At 68.6% G+C, this 14,732-nt stretch carries 16 protein-coding genes and 1 tRNA gene; 3 read left to right on the top strand and 14 right to left on the bottom strand.

Going from position 1 to position 14,732, the window contains the following annotated elements; all coding sequences use genetic code 11:
* Nucleotides 1–85: 85 nt before the first annotated feature.
* The 12 genes from QZ546_RS08145 to QZ546_RS08090 form a co-directional block, all read right to left on the bottom strand.
* On the bottom strand, nucleotides 86–622 hold the full coding sequence (locus QZ546_RS08145) for a tail tape measure protein (protein ID WP_294236093.1): 537 nt from the start codon (nucleotides 620–622) through the stop codon (nucleotides 86–88).
* Nucleotides 615–809: a phage tail assembly chaperone gene (locus QZ546_RS08140; protein WP_294236092.1), complete on the bottom strand. Its 195-nt coding sequence runs from the start codon at nucleotides 807–809 to the stop codon at nucleotides 615–617. Before QZ546_RS08140 ends, QZ546_RS08145 begins: the two co-directional genes overlap by 8 nt.
* On the bottom strand, nucleotides 806–1,120 hold the full coding sequence (locus QZ546_RS08135; RefSeq protein WP_294236091.1) for a gene transfer agent family protein: 315 nt from the start codon (nucleotides 1,118–1,120) through the stop codon (nucleotides 806–808). The genes QZ546_RS08140 and QZ546_RS08135 overlap by 4 nt, the downstream gene beginning before the upstream one ends.
* Nucleotides 1,117–1,524, bottom strand: coding sequence for a phage major tail protein, TP901-1 family (locus QZ546_RS08130; protein WP_294236090.1), 408 nt, complete (start codon nucleotides 1,522–1,524; stop codon nucleotides 1,117–1,119). Before QZ546_RS08130 ends, QZ546_RS08135 begins: the two co-directional genes overlap by 4 nt.
* 13 nt (nucleotides 1,525–1,537) lie before the next feature.
* On the bottom strand, nucleotides 1,538–1,927 hold the full coding sequence (locus tag QZ546_RS08125; protein ID WP_294236089.1) for a DUF3168 domain-containing protein: 390 nt from the start codon (nucleotides 1,925–1,927) through the stop codon (nucleotides 1,538–1,540).
* Complete coding sequence (locus QZ546_RS08120) at nucleotides 1,924–2,421, bottom strand: hypothetical protein (RefSeq protein WP_294236088.1); 498 nt, start codon at nucleotides 2,419–2,421, stop codon at nucleotides 1,924–1,926. Before QZ546_RS08120 ends, QZ546_RS08125 begins: the two co-directional genes overlap by 4 nt.
* A gap of 202 nt (nucleotides 2,422–2,623) precedes the next feature.
* Nucleotides 2,624–3,622: a phage major capsid protein gene (locus tag QZ546_RS08115; RefSeq protein ID WP_294236087.1), complete on the bottom strand. Its 999-nt coding sequence runs from the start codon at nucleotides 3,620–3,622 to the stop codon at nucleotides 2,624–2,626.
* A gap of 1 nt (nucleotide 3,623) precedes the next feature.
* Nucleotides 3,624–4,004: an HK97 family phage prohead protease gene (locus QZ546_RS08110; RefSeq protein ID WP_294236086.1), complete on the bottom strand. Its 381-nt coding sequence runs from the start codon at nucleotides 4,002–4,004 to the stop codon at nucleotides 3,624–3,626.
* Nucleotides 4,001–4,306, bottom strand: coding sequence for a DUF6127 family protein (locus tag QZ546_RS08105; protein ID WP_058734548.1), 306 nt, complete (start codon nucleotides 4,304–4,306; stop codon nucleotides 4,001–4,003). The genes QZ546_RS08110 and QZ546_RS08105 overlap by 4 nt, the downstream gene beginning before the upstream one ends.
* Entirely contained in the window at nucleotides 4,303–5,406 is a 1,104-nt protein-coding gene (locus QZ546_RS08100) for a phage portal protein (RefSeq protein WP_294236085.1), read from the bottom strand. The genes QZ546_RS08105 and QZ546_RS08100 overlap by 4 nt, the downstream gene beginning before the upstream one ends.
* 149 nt (nucleotides 5,407–5,555) lie before the next feature.
* A complete protein-coding gene (locus tag QZ546_RS08095) occupies nucleotides 5,556–6,866 on the bottom strand; it encodes a terminase family protein (RefSeq protein WP_294236084.1) in 1,311 nt (436 codons plus the stop codon).
* Complete coding sequence (locus QZ546_RS08090; RefSeq protein ID WP_294236083.1) at nucleotides 6,866–7,342, bottom strand: hypothetical protein; 477 nt, start codon at nucleotides 7,340–7,342, stop codon at nucleotides 6,866–6,868. The genes QZ546_RS08095 and QZ546_RS08090 overlap by 1 nt, the downstream gene beginning before the upstream one ends.
* 186 nt (nucleotides 7,343–7,528) lie before the next feature.
* On the opposite strand from QZ546_RS08090, the gene QZ546_RS08085 reads away from it, so the two are divergent.
* Nucleotides 7,529–7,604 (top strand) — tRNA-Val (locus QZ546_RS08085).
* 307 nt (nucleotides 7,605–7,911) lie between these two features.
* On the opposite strand, the gene QZ546_RS08080 is transcribed toward QZ546_RS08085, so the two are convergent.
* Together QZ546_RS08080 and QZ546_RS08075 are read right to left on the bottom strand one after the other, a co-directional pair.
* The gene (locus tag QZ546_RS08080) at nucleotides 7,912–9,768 is read right to left on the bottom strand and encodes a glycoside hydrolase family 127 protein (protein WP_294236082.1); all 1,857 of its coding nucleotides are present in this window, start codon (nucleotides 9,766–9,768) and stop codon (nucleotides 7,912–7,914) included.
* Between the two features lie 244 nt (nucleotides 9,769–10,012).
* Nucleotides 10,013–11,080 carry a substrate-binding domain-containing protein gene (locus QZ546_RS08075; protein WP_294236081.1) on the bottom strand — a complete coding sequence of 356 codons (1,068 nt, stop codon included), beginning with the start codon at nucleotides 11,078–11,080 and terminating at the stop codon, nucleotides 10,013–10,015.
* A 121-nt stretch (nucleotides 11,081–11,201) separates the two neighbouring features.
* On the opposite strand from QZ546_RS08075, the gene QZ546_RS08070 reads away from it, so the two are divergent.
* Nucleotides 11,202–13,256, top strand: a complete 2,055-nt coding sequence (locus QZ546_RS08070) for a TIM-barrel domain-containing protein (protein WP_294236080.1) — start codon at nucleotides 11,202–11,204, stop codon at nucleotides 13,254–13,256.
* A gap of 66 nt (nucleotides 13,257–13,322) precedes the next feature.
* On the top strand, nucleotides 13,323–14,729 hold the full coding sequence (locus QZ546_RS08065; protein WP_294236079.1) for an MFS transporter: 1,407 nt from the start codon (nucleotides 13,323–13,325) through the stop codon (nucleotides 14,727–14,729).
* Nucleotides 14,730–14,732 lie beyond the last annotated feature (3 nt).

The following is a 14,732-nucleotide window of genomic DNA, read 5'->3' as shown; positions in this document are numbered from 1 at the left end:
GAATGGTGCGTCTCAATCCTCCCCATCTCGGATGGGGAGGGGGACCGCGCCCGCAGGGCGTGGTGGAGGGGCACACCCCCGCCCCTCAATCCTCGGCCAGCGCCGCCCTGACCGCCCGCGCGACCTGTCGGCCGGAGCGTTGCAGCACCCCAGCCGCCTCGCCCGACGCAGCGTTGATCGTGATCGCCACCCGCACGTCGCGCGCACCGCTACCGGGGCGCAGCGCCTCGACCCGCCCGCTGGCGGTGGGCACGAAGACCTCCGGCCCCCGCTCACCGACCAGATAGGGCCGGCCGGGCGACACCGGCCCACCGGTCGCGCGGCCGGGTAGGCCCGACACCAGCCCGCCCAGCAGACCCAGCAATCCGCCATCGCCGACCGAGCCGACACCCTGTCGCAGGGCGGCGCGCGCAATCTGGTCCAGGGCGGAAAGCGCGGTCGCCTTCAGTTCCTCGAACCCGAACTTGCCCGTCCGTGCCGCACGCAGCAGCGCACCCTCGACTGTGCGCGCGCCCAGTTCCGCCGCATCGCCCAGCCCGCGCGACAGATCGGCGCGCATCGCGGCCATGTCGGCGGCGAAGCCCCGCATGTCGATGCGGGGTGCGAAGTCCTGCTCATCCATCTGGATACATCTCCCGCAATCGCGCTAATGTCGCCGAGGACGGCGGCGCCGCCCCTCCCGGTTCCGTCATCGCCGCCACCACCGCGTGAAGCTCGGCAGGCGTGGCGCGCCAGAAGCGGTCGGGCGACCAGCCCAATACCGCACCCGCCATCCCCGCCAGCCGCGCCGCCCCCTCGGCAAAACTCATTTCCCGCCCAGTATCTGGCGCAGCAATTGCCGCAGCACGGGCGCCAGCGCCGCCAGCCCCAGGTCGACCAGCGCCTCGCCCAGCTGCTCGCGGCTGAGCCCCTCGGGCACCTCGAGCAGGCAATGCCAGATCAGCGCCGCCGCCTCGCCCAGCGACAGCTTGCCCTCGCCCGCGCGTTCGACCAGCTCGAACAGCGGGCCCAGCTCGCCCTCCGCCGCGACCAGCGCCTGGAAGCTCGGCCGCACGACCAGTTCCGCGCCACCGACGCGCAAGGGTGCCTCGCCCCGCACTGGATTCGCCGCCCCGCTCATGCCGCCACCACCGCGCCGGAGCTTTCCAGCGCCAGCGTGTAGGTCCGCTCGCCACCGAAATCGCCGCTATAGTCGAGGCGCGTCACCAAGAAGCGCCCGGTCATCGACCCGCCGCTCTCGAAGCTCAGCCGATAAGTATCGATCGTGCCCGCCAGCGCATGGCCGCGCATCCGCGCCTCGGCCGCCGACCCGGTGAACACGCCCGCGCCCGCCACGCTGACATGCCGCACCCCCGCACCCGACAGCAATTCGCGCCAGCCGCCCGAATCCTTGTTCGTTACCACCACCGTCTCGCCATTGATCGACAATTGCGTGGTGCGCAGCCCCGCCATCGTCGCAAAGGTCGGCGGCTCGGCCCCGTCGCCGATCTTCAGCAGAAAGGCGTTTCCCTTTTCGATTGCCATGTCCCGTCCCCCCCTATTGTCCCACGCGCCACAATCGGGCGCGCCATTCGACGCTCGCCGTCCAGCGCGCGCTCGTCTTCGCCATGCGGGTCGCCGTCACGACCAGCCCCGCGACCTGCCATCCGTCCGCCAGGGACTGGGGCAGTTCGATCGCCTCGACCGCCTGCATCGCCGCGCGCAGCCGCCGGGGCTGCTCGCCCTCGTCGGTCAGCGTGACCGTCACGCGCAGCTCGCGCCCCTCGATTCCGGCAGCGCCCCAATCGGTTTCGCCCGGCTCGCCCAGCACGCCTTGCGGCACGCTGGCCCGGACCGGCACCGCATCGAACAGCGCCACCGCCAGCGGCTGCAGGGCGGAACGCAGCGCCGTCATCAGCCCGCCGCGCAAGGCCTCCCGCGCGGTCATGCCCGCCTCGGCGCGTCGAGTCGCATCCGCCGCCACGGCCGCCACAGCGCTGCTACCGCGGCGGGCGGCACGGCGGCCGCGTCGCGATTGTCGAACAGATGCGCGCCCATAATCGCCACGCCATGCGCGATCTCCGGCGGTAAGGCGGCCCAGCTTGTGGACAGCCCCGCGCGATAGCGGATCGTCGCCGCCTCGCCGGTGCGGACCCAGCCGCGCCCGTCGCGGTCGATCGCCCCCTCACCGCCCGACAGAATCGCGCGCACGGGCAGGGTCGACAGCGGCTGCCAGGCGGTTCGACCCGCAACTCCCTCTTCGACCCCGCGTTCGATCAACAGCTGCCCGCAAAACGACTCGCCCAGCCCCAGAGCGACACCCGCGACCCGTTCGACGAACGCAGCTTCATTGCCCTCGTCCAGCCGCAGTAGCGCGCGCACCGCGCCTGCCGCCGCCGCGACGACCCCGGCGGGCATGGGCTCGATCGTCCCGCTCATCATGTAAACTCCTTCATGGATACAAGTTGCGACACGCGCGACACACGGGCGTCACACTTGGGGCGCAGAGGGTCGTTCAGCCGTTGCCCGCCTCCCCCTTGGGCACCGGCCATGCCGACCCCGCGCCCCCCGGCCGGGTCCGGCATCCTCCCTGAACTACGGGGCAGCCCCCGCCGGCTGCCCCGATTTTTCATCGGCCCCCGGCTCAGCTGGCCGAGAACTTCATCAGCTTGATCGCATCCGAGTCGCTGACGCAGCCGCCGACCCGGCGCGTGGCGTAGAAGGTCACGAAGGGCTTGTTGCTGTAAGGATCACGCAGGATCGCGGTCTCGGCGCGCTCGGTGATCAGATAGCCCGCCTGGAAATTGCCGAAGGCGATGGCGTACATGCCGTCCGCGATGTCGGGCATCTCCTCCGCCTCGACCACCGGATAGCCGAGCAGCGTGGCCGGTTGTCCCGCCACCAGGCCCGGCGCCCACAGGAACTGGCCATCGCCCGTCTTCATCTTGCGGATGCGGGCCGAGGTCGCGGCGTTCATCACGAAGCACGCGCCCTGGCGATAGGGCGCCCGCAGGCTCTGGACCAGATCGACCAGCCGCTCGTCCGAATCGGCCCCGAACGATGCCGCCGCACCGCCCGGCAGATGTTGCAGCGTACCGAAGGGACGCGCGCCGTCCTTCGCCGTGCTGGTCGGATTGTTCAGGAACCCCCTGGGCCGGTTAAGGCCCGTTCCGTTGACGAAGGCCTCGCCCTCGGCACGGGCGAACTCGGTCGCGATCTCGCCCGCGAGCCAGCCCTCCACATCGAACGCCGCATCGTCCAGCATCGCCTGGCTGGCCGACGGATTGGCATAAAGCTCGCCCATCGGGGGCGCGAGTTCGACGAAGCTGGGCGTCGCCGTCTCGGGCCGCGCCGCCGTCTCGCTCGCCCAGCCGGACGGCGTGCCGCCGGTCGTCACCAGCTTGCGATAGCCCGCCGAACCCACCGTCACGACATTGGCGATGGCGCGGATCGGCGAGACATTCTTCAGGACCGAGGCGATCGCCGCGTCGATCTCCCGCGGGACGGCGAAGCCGCCGCTGTCGCCGGTGGTGCCGGTAAAAGCCTTCAGCTCGACGGTGGTGCCACTGCGCACATAACCGTCGAACGCGCCGTTCGTCTTCGCGCCTGCGCCGTCCAGCACGGGTCGTTCGATCACGTCCATATCAGTCCCCCTTGGTCAAAATGTGAGTCACGCGGGCGAGCGGCTGCATCGGCACCGTCACCAGGCTGATCTCGAAAAGTTCGGCCGACAGGATCGCGCGGGCGCCGCCCTGATGGACGACGCGCGGCCGGTATCCGACCGACAGCCCGGCGACCGCGCCCGAGCGGACCAGCGCGGCGAGTGCCGGGTCGTCGACCACGCCCTCGACCGCCAGGCCGGTGTCATCCTCGGCCAGCGCGGCGATGCGGCCCACGGCGTCGCCCCGATGCTGCCAGAGCAGGGGGACCAGCGGCGCGCCCGCAAAGGCGCCGCGCCGCATGACGTCGCCCGCCCGGTCCATCCGGTCCCAGATCGCGGCATAGCCGGTGAAGGAAAGGCTCATTTCAGCCAGTCCTCCATCCCCAGCCGCATCGCGATCCCCGCCAGCAGCAGCGCGCCGAGCAGCCGGGTCAACCAGCCGACCGCGCTTTTCCACACCGACGACTTGGCCTCGCGCCAGGCGGTCAGCAGCTCGCGCAGCTCCGCGACGTCCCCCGCCGCATCGGCATCGGCCAGACCCAGCCGGGTGAGCGCCCGCGTCGCGCCCAGCTCGCCCGCTTCCTCCGCCACCGCGCGCAGCGTGACGAGGTCCGCCCCGCTATCCGCCGCCTGCGCCAGCAGCCGCGCCAGAACGTCGCCGCTCATGACAGGCCGACCATCTGGCGCTTCTCCGCCGGATCGAGGAAATCGGCGCTTGCCGCCATGGCCCACAGCATCTGCCGCTCCTCGGCCAATGCGGTGACGCGGTTGATGTCGACCGACAGGCTCGCCCCCTCGAACCAGCCCGACAGCCCCTGGGCCAGGCCGCTCAGGATCGCGCCGGCCAGCGGCAGGATCGCCTGCCGCCACAAGGCGCGGTTCGCCTCGCGGTAATTGGCATAGGTGTTGTCGCCGGGCAGGCCGAGCAGCATCGGCGGCACGCCAAAGGCCAGCGCGATCTCGCGCGCCGCCGACGACTTGGCTGCGATGAAGTCGAGTTCGGCGGGCGTCAGGCTCATCGCCTGCCACTTCAGCCCGCCTTCCAGCAGCAGCGGACGCCCGGCATTGCCGCTGCCCGCAAAACCCTCCATCTCGGTGCGCAGCCGCTCGAATTGGTCGGGCGTCAGCGTCGAGCCATCGCCCGGATCATAGACCAGCGCCCCCGACGGCCGCGCCGCATTGTCGAGCAGCGCGCGGTTCCAGGCGGCGGCCGCGTTATGAATCGCGATCGCCCCCGCCGCCGCGCCCAGGCAGCCCAGCCCATAATGATCGTCGAGCGGGTGGCAGCTTTTTAGATGCACCACCTGCGCCCGCACCGGATCGACCGGCAGCGTCGTGACACGGCCACCAGCGCGATAGAGATAGGCGGCGGGCCAGCCGCTCGCGTCCAGCTCCATCGTCACCCGTTCGGGGCGCAGCGCGAACAGCTCGGCGACCTCGCCCTCGCCGTCACGCAGGATCTGCACATAGGCATTGCCGTGCAGCAGCAGATGCGTCGCCACCGTCTCCAGCAGCGCCTGCCCCTCGCTGCGCGCCGCCACCAGCGCGATCAACTCGGGGTGCGAGGCGGCTAGCGGTGCCTCCGCCAGCCCGCCCGCCACCATCCGCACCGCACGCTGCGCCACCGGATTGCGCAGATAGCCCTCGCGCACCTGCGTTTCATAGGACGGCGCCGCGCCGGTCAAAGGCACCCCTGACCGGGCGAAACCCAACCCGAGCAAAGGACGCGCGGCCCCCCGCCCGGTCTTGCGACCGAACATCCTCATGATGAATCTCCTTCAGCTCCTCCCCGGCACGGGGAGGTGGCAGCGCGCAGCGCTGACGGAGGGGGGCTTCCACGCAAGGTCACCCCATGCGGCGATCCCCCTCCACCAGCTGCGCTGGTCCCCCTCCCCGTTCCGGGGAGGATCAAGGGCTATAAATTCCGTATTCCCGGCGGCCCGCGCCCGGACAGCATCAGCTCGGTCAGCGCCCAGACCAACGCATCCGCCCGATCCGGCGAGCGGCCGGGCCCGTCATAAGCCCCCGCCACGCCCAGCCCGCACAGCTCGTCCTCCAGCGCGGGAAACCCCCGCCCATGCCACACGCGGCCTTGCGCATAGAGGAACGACACCGGCTCCGCCCGTGCCGCCTTGCCGATCGAGGCATAGACCAGATGCACCGGCAGGGTCGGGTCGGCGAGTCGCAGCACGCTTTCCACCATGTCGCCACCCTGGTTGCGCTCGGCCACCACCCGGTCGGCACGGTTGCGCCGCGCACAGCCCGCCACCCGCGCCGCCCAGCCCTCGGGCGACAGCCCCGCTTCGCTGGCGTCCTCCAGCACATAGCCATGGCCGTCGCGCCCCAGCCCGACCGCAACGATCCCGCAGGCATCGCCGCTGCTGGTCGCGGGCGGATCGACGCCGACCACCACCCGGTCGAGCGCGGGCACCGTCTTGGCCCGTTGCCGGTCGAGCAGCGCGCGAGTCCACAGGGCCCCCTCGCGGTCGTCGACCATCTCGCCGTCCAGCTCCTGCCGCCCCAGCCGCGTGTCGCCATATTGGGCGATCATCGCGTCCTGGAAGCTGTCGGGCAGATGCGCATTGTCGCTGGTCCGCCCGATCGTCTCGACGCAGTCGGGCAGCGCCATCACCTTGCGCATCAAGGGCGTCGCGCGCGGCGTGGTCGTGACCAGCACCCGCGGCCGCTCGCCCAGCCGGAGCGTCATCATCAGATTGTCCCATCCGGCCTCCCCCTTCCACTTACCCAGTTCGTCGCACCAGGCCGCATGATGCTGCGGCCCGCGCAGAGCCTCGGGCGCGGCCGCCGAATAGGCGAAGCCGATCGCGCCGGACGCGAAATGCACCTGCCCCAGGCTGCCGATCCATTTGGGCGTCTCGCCTTTACGCGCCACCGCCAACAGTCCGCTTTCACCGCGCACCATCACCCGCTCGACATCGCGCAGCGTCGCGCCCATCAACGCGATCCGCGCGCCCGGATTGTCACGGGCGAGGCTACTGACCCACTCCGCCCCGGCGCGTGTCTTGCCGAAGCCGCGCCCCGCGCGGATCAGCCAGACCCGCCAGTCGCCCGGTGGTGCCACCTGACCGTCATGCGCCCATAATTCCCATCGCTCGACCAGCTCGCGCTTCTGCGCCGGGGTCAGCGCCGCCAGCGCCTTTTCGCGCGCGCGGGGGTCCAACATCGCCAGCGTGGCGAGCCGCGTCGCCGCATCCTCCCCCGCCATCACGCCATCCCCTTCAATCGCCGCCGCGCCAGTCCATCGAGCGCGCGTTCCAGCGCCGCATCGGTCTCCGCCGCACTTGCCCGTGCCGCGTCGCTCCCGGCGTCACCCGCCCGGGCCAGCGCATCGCGCCGCGCGAGCAGCTTCAGATACAGTTGCACCTCGGTGGCGTGGAGCGGCGGGGTGATGGAGAGGCCGGTGGTCCCCGCACCGGCCTCTCCGCCCTCCCCATCCCCGGCCGCCAACAGGGCGAGCATCCGGCGCAGCAGCCCCTCCTCGACCAGCGCGTGCGCCGCGCCGATCGCCGCGTCCCAGGCCTCGCCAAAGGCCCGGTCGCGCCGCCGCAGGGCCTGTGCGGCCCGGAGCGTCTCTCCCACCGCCCGTGCCGCCGCCCCCGCATCGGCGCTGACCGCCAGCGCCGCCAGGAATTGCCGTCGTCGCGCCAGCGTCCACGCCGCGCCCTCCCCCGTTCCGGCCATTCCCGCTCCCCCCGAAGCATCGCGGGCGATCCGGCCGCTCCCGTCGACCGCATCACCCTCGATGTTCCTGTTATGTGCCGGAGGCGATCGGCTTTGTATCCAACAAAGGAACCGCTCCGGTTCGCCGCGCAAAAGCGGCTTGCCAGACGCGGGGCGCATCGGCATTAGGCGGAGCTTCCCGAGAGGGGGCGATTAGCTCAGTTGGTAGAGCGTCTCGTTTACACCGAGAATGTCGGCGGTTCGAGCCCGTCATCGCCCACCATTCCCGACATCACCAATAGCCCCACCCCGGCGGAGGCCGGGGTCCAGATGCCATGCGATCTGTGCAAAAGTGGCTGGTCGAGAGATATTGTGTTCGCGCGGAGGCGCGGAGAACGCGGAGGTGTCTCGCCCGTGGCAACTTCCTACCTTTCTCCACCAGTGTTGATGAAGCCGTGCCGCGGCCAATCCGACACCCTCTCTGCGTTCTCCGCGCCTCCGCGCGAACACAATCTCTTTATGCCTTTACCCGCGACGGAGTGGCAACTGGACCCCGGCCTTCGCCGGGGTGGTGCGCAGAGTGTCTGCGATCAGGCCAGCTTCCAATAGGTCGCATATCGCTCATGCGCGATGCGATGATAGGGTACCAGCCGCACCGGCCGCCCGTCCGCCGCCGGAATGGTGAACTCCAGTGGCTTGCCCGTCGCGGCGATCTTCCGGATGAGGTGGTCCGGTTCGCCCGACAGAATCGGTGCCTGGAACGGCCCGTCGTTATACTCGCCATATTTGCGCTCGCTCACGACGACGTCCGCGCCCGGCGCCAGCCCTTCGCGGCCCAGCGCGCCCGCCAGCACCAGCGGGCCATAGGTGAAGGCGACGATCTTCGGCGCGGCGGGGGCGCTTTCGGTGGCGGGCTCCATCACCATGCGCCATTCGACCATATCCCCGGTCTTCCAGGTCCGGGTCACATCGACATAGCGGCCGGGCTGGTCCGAGCGTTCCACCTCCGCGCCGTTGACCAGCAGGGTCGCGGTGCGACTCCATTTCGGATGACGCAACTTCAGGGTCAGTTCGGTCGGCTGGCGCAGTTTCCAGCGGAACCGGGTCGTCGCCGAGTCCGGGAAATTCGTCACCTGCGTCAGACCTGCACCCTTGTCGGCCCAGCTCACGCTCGAAGGGATGAACAGGTTCACATAGAGCGCGCGGTCGTCATGGAAGTAGATCGAGTCGCGATACTTCACATGATTTTCCATGCCCGTGCCGGTGCAGCACCAGAAGCTGTCCTCGGGCGTGTGATAGAGCTTCATGTAACCCGGCCGCGCACCCTGGAAATAGGTTGCCATGCCCGAGTCCGGGTCCTGCGAGGCGAGGATGCCGTTGTAGAGCGTGCGCTCGTAATAATCGGCATAGTCGGCGCGCGGATCGTGCAGGAACAGCGCGCGGGTCAGCTTGAGCATATTATGCTGGCAGCAGGTCTCCGACCCCTTGGCCGAGAAGACGTGCCGGTCGAAATCGGCCATCGCGAAGAAATGCTCGCCATCGCCATGCCCGCCGGTCGCGAAGGAGCGGGTATGCGCGACGGTGCGCCAGAAAAACGCCGCCGCGTTGCGATACCGGTCGTTGCCGGTCGCCTCGAACACGCGCTGGAAGCCGATGATCTTGGGCACCTGCGTATTGGCGTGCAGCCCGTCGAGATGATCCTGCCCCTTGGCCAGGGGATCCATGATCGCCTTTTGCGAGAAACGCTCGGCCACCCGCCGGTAATCCTGGTTGCCGGTCATGAAATACAGATCGGCATAGACCTCGTTCATGCCGCCATATTCGGTCTGGAGCATCGTCTCGAACTGGTCGTCGGTGAGCGGCTTGGTCGCCACCACGCCCCAGTCGGCCAGCCGGATCAGCACCGCGCGCGCACGCTCGCTGTCCGCCAGCAAGGCCGAGTCGCGCAGGCCCGCATACAGCTTGTGCAGCGTGTACCACGGCACGCCGGTGATCGGCTCGCCCCGCAGATGCGCCGCGACCAGCGCCGGCCCCTTGGGGAAGGCGCAGACCAGGCCTGAGCACGCCGCCTGCTGGCACGCCGCCAGTTCCTGGGCGATATAGTCGATGCGCTGGCGGTATCTCTTGTCCTTCGTCGCGCGATAGGCGAGCGCGCAGGCCGAGAGATAATGGCCCAGCGTATGGCCGTGGCAGTTGATGTCCGCCCATTGCGGCTCCGATTCCCAGCCACCATAGACCGGCGCCTTGGGTTTCAACCCCGCATTGGTGCGGAAATTTGCGAGCATCCGGTCGGGCTGCAGGCGCATCAGATACGCCTCGGTCATCGTCTGCGCATGGAGGAGGGGGCCGTCGGCCAGGGTGACGTCGGCCATGTCGAAGGGCTGGACGACGGGGGCGGCGGAGGCGGGTGCCATCGGCTTGGCCTGCGCCCAGGCGGAAGCGGGCATCACCGCGCCCCAGGCCGTCGCCAATGCACCGATGCTGCCCCCCCTGCCGGCCGTGGTCAGGACATCGCGACGCGACGGGGCGGGACAGCATGGATGCACCGATCTTCTCCGACTATTCTGATTTTCCTTTTGGGTGACAGGCTTGGCGGATCGGCGCAATGGCTTTCTGAACCAAAGGCGAAGAGTCTGGAAACGCGGAATTTTGAGCGGTGCGGATGTACAGGGCGTAGAGCAAGCCCCGCCGTCACACCGTGATTTGTCCGACTGTTGCCACCCCCTCACCCGCCCCGACCTGCGTGCGATGGCTCTGCCCGAGTCGCAAATTCATGCCCCAGAGCCGCTGAACGGACGGATGTCCTGCACCGGACTGCCCGGGCAGCATCGCGACCAGTCCGTGCGCCAGCGCCAGCCCCAGATCGTCCAGTTCCAGCGAGAAACAGGTCAGGTCGGGCGACAGCGCGCGACAGGCCGGATTGTCGCGCAGCCCGATCACCGCCACGTCGCGCCCCGGCTCCAGCCCCAGGCGGCGCAGCGCGCGGTAAGCCCCGACCGGCGCGGTCTCGCCCATCAGCAACAGCGCGGTCGGCCGGTCGGGCAGCGCCATCAGCTCGCACGCGGTCGTCTCGCCATCGCTCTCGTCGGTTTCGCCGTGATGGACGAGCACGGGATCGAAGGCGATGCCCGCCCGCTCCAGCGCGGCGCGATAGCGGTCGACGACGATATGGCTGTTGTTGATCGTCGCGGGCGGCGCGACCAGCCCGATCCGGCGATGCCCCGCCTCGATCAGCAGGCCCATGGCATCGGCCACGACCCCCTCGAAATCCAGGTCGATCCAGGCGTAATCGCACGCCGACGCGGTCCGCCCCAGCGCGACGAAGGGAATGGAGCGGTCGAGCAGGAATACGATTCGCGGATCGTCATGCTGCGTACCCGACAGCACCCAGCCATCGACCGTCCGGCGCGACACATGCCGCCGCAGGAAGGTCAGCCCGTCCTCACCCTTGCGCGCCAGCAGGACGGCGAGGTCGAGGTCATATTCGCTCAGACCGTTCTGCAATCCCTCTAGCAGCGCCATGAAGAACGGGTCGCCATGGATCGCACTGTCATGCTCCAGGGTCAGCATGAAACCGACCGTGCCCGTCCGGCCGCTGCGCAGCGTCCGGCCCGACTGGTTGGGGATATAGCCATGGAGTTGCGCCGCCTCGATCACCCGCTTCCGGGTCGCGGGGCTGACGTCCTTACGGTCGTTCAACGCGCGCGACACGGTGCCGATCGACAATCCCAGGTGACGGGCGAGTTCGCGTATGTCCATGCGCGCAGTGATCGCGTCACGCGGCGTTTCACACAAGGGCCATTGACAGACGCTCACATTCGGCCGAAAAACCGTAAACGTTTACGGCCATCGAAGAATGGCAGCGAGAGGATCAGGGCGGTTGGACACGCTTGTTCTGGAAGCACGCGCGATATCGTGGGCCTATAATGGCGAATGGCTGCGCATCGAGGCGCATGGCCCCGATGGCCTGCGCCTGCGCGCGTCGCCCTTTCCCGATCGCGGCGCGGCACCGGGTGCGTTGCTGGCGGACGGCGCCGCCGGGACCGGCGAGCCGATCGTCACCCGCGACGGTGCGACCGCGCGGATCACCCATGGCCGGATCACCGCCGAGGTGGATCTGCAGGGCCGCGTCCGCTTCCTGGACGCGACAGGCCGCGTGCTGCTGGAGGAAAAGTGGCGGCAGCGCGATACGATCAGCACGTTCTGGACCGTCGGCACGACGGAAGTTCGCACGATCAGCGCGCTGGGCTTGGCGGGGCGCGAATTCCGGATGATCGACGGCGATGCCGCACAAATCACCGTGCGGTTCGAGGCGAAGACGAACGAGCGGCTTTATGGCATGGGCCAGTATCAGCAGCCCAATCTCGACCTGGCCGGATGCTCGCTGGAACTGGCGCAGCGCAATTCGCAGGCCAGCGTGCCCTTTGTCGTGTCGAGCCATGGCTATGGCTTTCTCTGGAACATGCCAGCCGTGGGCGAGGCGCATTTCGCGGCCAATGGCGCGACCTGGACCGCGCGGGCGACGCATGAGATCGACTATTGGATCACCGCCGCCGACAGCCCGGCCGAGATCCTGCACAACTATGCCCGCGTCACCGGCACCGTGCCGATGATGCCCGACTATGCGCTGGGCCTGTGGCAGAGCAAGCTGCGCTACCGGACGCAAGACGAGTTGCTGGCCGTCGCGCGCGACTATCATGCGCGGGGCATTCCGCTCGCGGTGATCGTCGCCGACTTCTTCCACTGGCCGGTGCAGGGCGACTGGCGCTTCGACCCGCGTGAATGGCCCGATCCCGCAGCGATGACCGCCGAGCTGAAGGCGATGGGCACCGAGCTGCTCGTCTCGATCTGGCCGACGGTCGATCATCGCTCGGAAAACTATCCGGCGCTGGTCGAGAAGGGCTATCTGGTGCGCAGTCGACGCGGGCTGGACGTGCAGCAAGAATTTCTGGGCAATACCCGCTTCATCGACGTGACCCATCCCGGCGCGCGGGCGTTCCTGTGGGACACCGCCAAGCGCAATTATCGCGACCAGGGCGTCCGGCTGTTCTGGCTGGACGAGGCCGAACCCGAATACAGCGCCTATGATTTCGACAATTACCGCTATCACGCAGGCAACGTCCTGGCGGTCGGCAATGCCTATCCGCTGCATTACACCCAGGCCTTTCACGAAGGGCTGAGCGCCGAGGGCGAGACCGAGATCGTCAGCCTCGTCCGCTGCGCCTGGGCGGGCAGCCAGCGTTACGGCGCACTGGTCTGGTCGGGCGACATCCATTCCTCGTTCGAGGCGATGCGCAACCAGCTGAGCGCCGGGCTCAACATGGGCTTGGCGGGCATTCCGTGGTGGACAACCGATATCGGCGGCTTCCATGGCGGCGATGTCGGCGACCCCGCCTTTCACGAGCTGATGATCCGCTGGTTCCAATGGGCGGTCTTCACTCCCGTGCTGCGGATGCACGGCCACCGCGATCCGATCACCCCGCCCGCCGAGCCGTTCCGCGACGGCGTGGCGCAGTGCGATACGGGCGCGGGCAACGAACTGTGGAGCTTTGGCGAGCCGGTGTTCGAGGTGCTGCGCTGTTATGCCGCCTTGCGCGAACGGCTGCGCCCCTATGTCGCGTCGCTGATGCGCGCGGCGCATGAGCATGGCGATCCGCTGATGCGGCCGATGTTCTACGACTATCCCGACGATCCGCACTGCTGGGCGCTGGACGACCAATATATGTTCGGCCCCGACCTGCTGGTCGCGCCGGTGACGGCGGCGGGCGTCGGTGAGCGCTGCGTCTATCTGCCCCAGGGGATATGGCGCGACGCCTGGACCGGCGAGCGGGTCGAGGGCGGCGGCGACATCGCCTATGCCGCGCCGGTCCACCGAATCCCTGTCTTCATCCGCGACGGGGCGGAAGTGACGGCGGCGTTCGACAAGAAGCGATAATCGGCAAAAATCGGGGATATCAACGGAACCGTCAAAAGACGGACCGGCACAGGAGGCAATAAGGTCATGGCGGCATCGATGGCGGACCACGCCATAGCAGCGGATCACGAGCAGCGGCGCGGCGCCCCTGCTCCGATCACGCCTGCGTCAATCCCGTTCGTCGAGAAGATCTGCTATGGCTTCGGCGATGCAGGCGGGACGATCGTCACCGGGCTGATCGCCAATTTCCTGACCTTCTACTACACCGACGTCTTCGGCCTGGCGCCGGGGATCGTCGGTATCCTATTCCTGTCATTGCGTGTCTTCGACGCCGTTTCCGATCCGCTGATCGGGATCATGGCCGACCGCACCGCCACCCGCTGGGGGCGGTTCCGCCCCTATCTGCTCTGGACCGCGATTCCGGTGGGGCTCAGCTGTTTCCTGACCTTCCAGGCGCCCGACTTCAGCTATGACGGCAAGGTCGCCTATGCCGCGATCACCTATTTCCTGCTGGCCCTGTCCTATTCGCTCAACAACGTGCCCTATTGCGCGCTGATCACCCGGATGACCGACAGCGAGCGCGAAGGTGTGTCATGCCAGTCGGTGCGTTTCGCGATGGTCGCGGTCGCGTCCTTCTGTGTCTCGGTCGGACTGCCTATCCTGGTCCGCTATCTGGGCGGAGCCGACATCGCGCGCGGATACCGCGACGGCGTGGCGATCCTGAGCGCCGCTGCGGTCGTCATGTTCCTGATCTGCTTCCTGTTCGTGCGCGAACGGGTGGTGGCGGCCGACACCGCCGACGTGCCGTTGAAGGTCGCGGTCGCCAACACGCTGAAGAACGACCAGCTGCGCTGGACCTTCCTGATGACGCTGTTGCTGATCGCCATCTTCAACACCAAGGGCGGTGCAGCGCTCTACTTCATCACCTATGTGCTGAAGGGCGACGCGACCTATCAGGCGCTGTTCTTCGGCACGGCGACGGCGGGCGGGTTCCTGGGCTCGATCCTGGTGCAGGCCTTTACCCGCCGCTTCGATGTGCGCAGCATCTATATCTGGGTGAACCTGATCCTGGTCGCCGGGCACTTCGCCGCCTTCTTCGTGCCGGGTGACTATCCGGCCCTGTGGCTGGTCCTGGTCGGCCTATGCTGCATCGTGCTGGGCTGCACATTGCCGCTTCACTTCACCCTGATCCAGCTTGCCGACCAATATGGCGAGTGGAAGCTGGGGATGCGCTCGTCGGGCATGAGCTTCGCCTTCAACCAGTTCTTCGTGAAGCTGGCCTGGGCGGTGGCGGGTGCGCTGATCAGCGGCGTGCTGGTCCTCGTCTCCTACAAGGCGGGCGCGGGCAACCAGACGCCGACGTCGCTGACCGGCATCCGCATGCTGTCGACGATCATCCCCGGCCTGATGCACCTGGCGCTGGCCTTTGCCATCTCGCGCCTGATCCTGAACCGCGCCACCATCACCCGCTTGACCGCCGAGCGCGGCGCATGACCC

The sequence above is a fragment of the uncultured Sphingomonas sp. genome, from assembly GCF_913062585.1.
GTDB lineage: Bacteria > Pseudomonadota > Alphaproteobacteria > Sphingomonadales > Sphingomonadaceae > Sphingomonas.
This window is presented reverse-complemented; position numbering and strand designations above follow the sequence as displayed.

What these genes read in the sequence shown, in the direction of transcription:
- QZ546_RS08135 (WP_294236091.1), bottom strand. Translation starts at nt 1,120, where the DNA reads ATGAGCGGGGCGGCGAATCCAGTGCGGGGCGAGGCACCCTTGCGCGTC.
- QZ546_RS08130 (WP_294236090.1), bottom strand. Translation starts at nt 1,524, where the DNA reads ATGGCAATCGAAAAGGGAAACGCCTTTCTGCTGAAGATCGGCGACGGG.
- QZ546_RS08115 (WP_294236087.1), bottom strand. Translation starts at nt 3,622, where the DNA reads ATGGACGTGATCGAACGACCCGTGCTGGACGGCGCAGGCGCGAAGACG.
- QZ546_RS08125 (WP_294236089.1), bottom strand. Translation starts at nt 1,927, where the DNA reads ATGACCGCGCGGGAGGCCTTGCGCGGCGGGCTGATGACGGCGCTGCGT.
- QZ546_RS08090 (WP_294236083.1), bottom strand. Translation starts at nt 7,342, where the DNA reads ATGGCCGGAACGGGGGAGGGCGCGGCGTGGACGCTGGCGCGACGACGG.
- QZ546_RS08075 (WP_294236081.1), bottom strand. Translation starts at nt 11,080, where the DNA reads ATGGACATACGCGAACTCGCCCGTCACCTGGGATTGTCGATCGGCACC.
- QZ546_RS08100 (WP_294236085.1), bottom strand. Translation starts at nt 5,406, where the DNA reads ATGAGGATGTTCGGTCGCAAGACCGGGCGGGGGGCCGCGCGTCCTTTG.
- QZ546_RS08105 (WP_058734548.1), bottom strand. Translation starts at nt 4,306, where the DNA reads ATGAGCGGCGACGTTCTGGCGCGGCTGCTGGCGCAGGCGGCGGATAGC.
- QZ546_RS08080 (WP_294236082.1), bottom strand. Translation starts at nt 9,768, where the DNA reads ATGCCCGCTTCCGCCTGGGCGCAGGCCAAGCCGATGGCACCCGCCTCC.
- QZ546_RS08120 (WP_294236088.1), bottom strand. Translation starts at nt 2,421, where the DNA reads ATGATGAGCGGGACGATCGAGCCCATGCCCGCCGGGGTCGTCGCGGCG.
- QZ546_RS08145 (WP_294236093.1), bottom strand. Translation starts at nt 622, where the DNA reads ATGGATGAGCAGGACTTCGCACCCCGCATCGACATGCGGGGCTTCGCC.
- QZ546_RS08140 (WP_294236092.1), bottom strand. Translation starts at nt 809, where the DNA reads ATGAGTTTTGCCGAGGGGGCGGCGCGGCTGGCGGGGATGGCGGGTGCG.
- QZ546_RS08095 (WP_294236084.1), bottom strand. Translation starts at nt 6,866, where the DNA reads ATGGCGGGGGAGGATGCGGCGACGCGGCTCGCCACGCTGGCGATGTTG.
- QZ546_RS08110 (WP_294236086.1), bottom strand. Translation starts at nt 4,004, where the DNA reads ATGAGCCTTTCCTTCACCGGCTATGCCGCGATCTGGGACCGGATGGAC.
- QZ546_RS08065 (WP_294236079.1), top strand. Translation starts at nt 13,323, where the DNA reads ATGGCGGCATCGATGGCGGACCACGCCATAGCAGCGGATCACGAGCAG.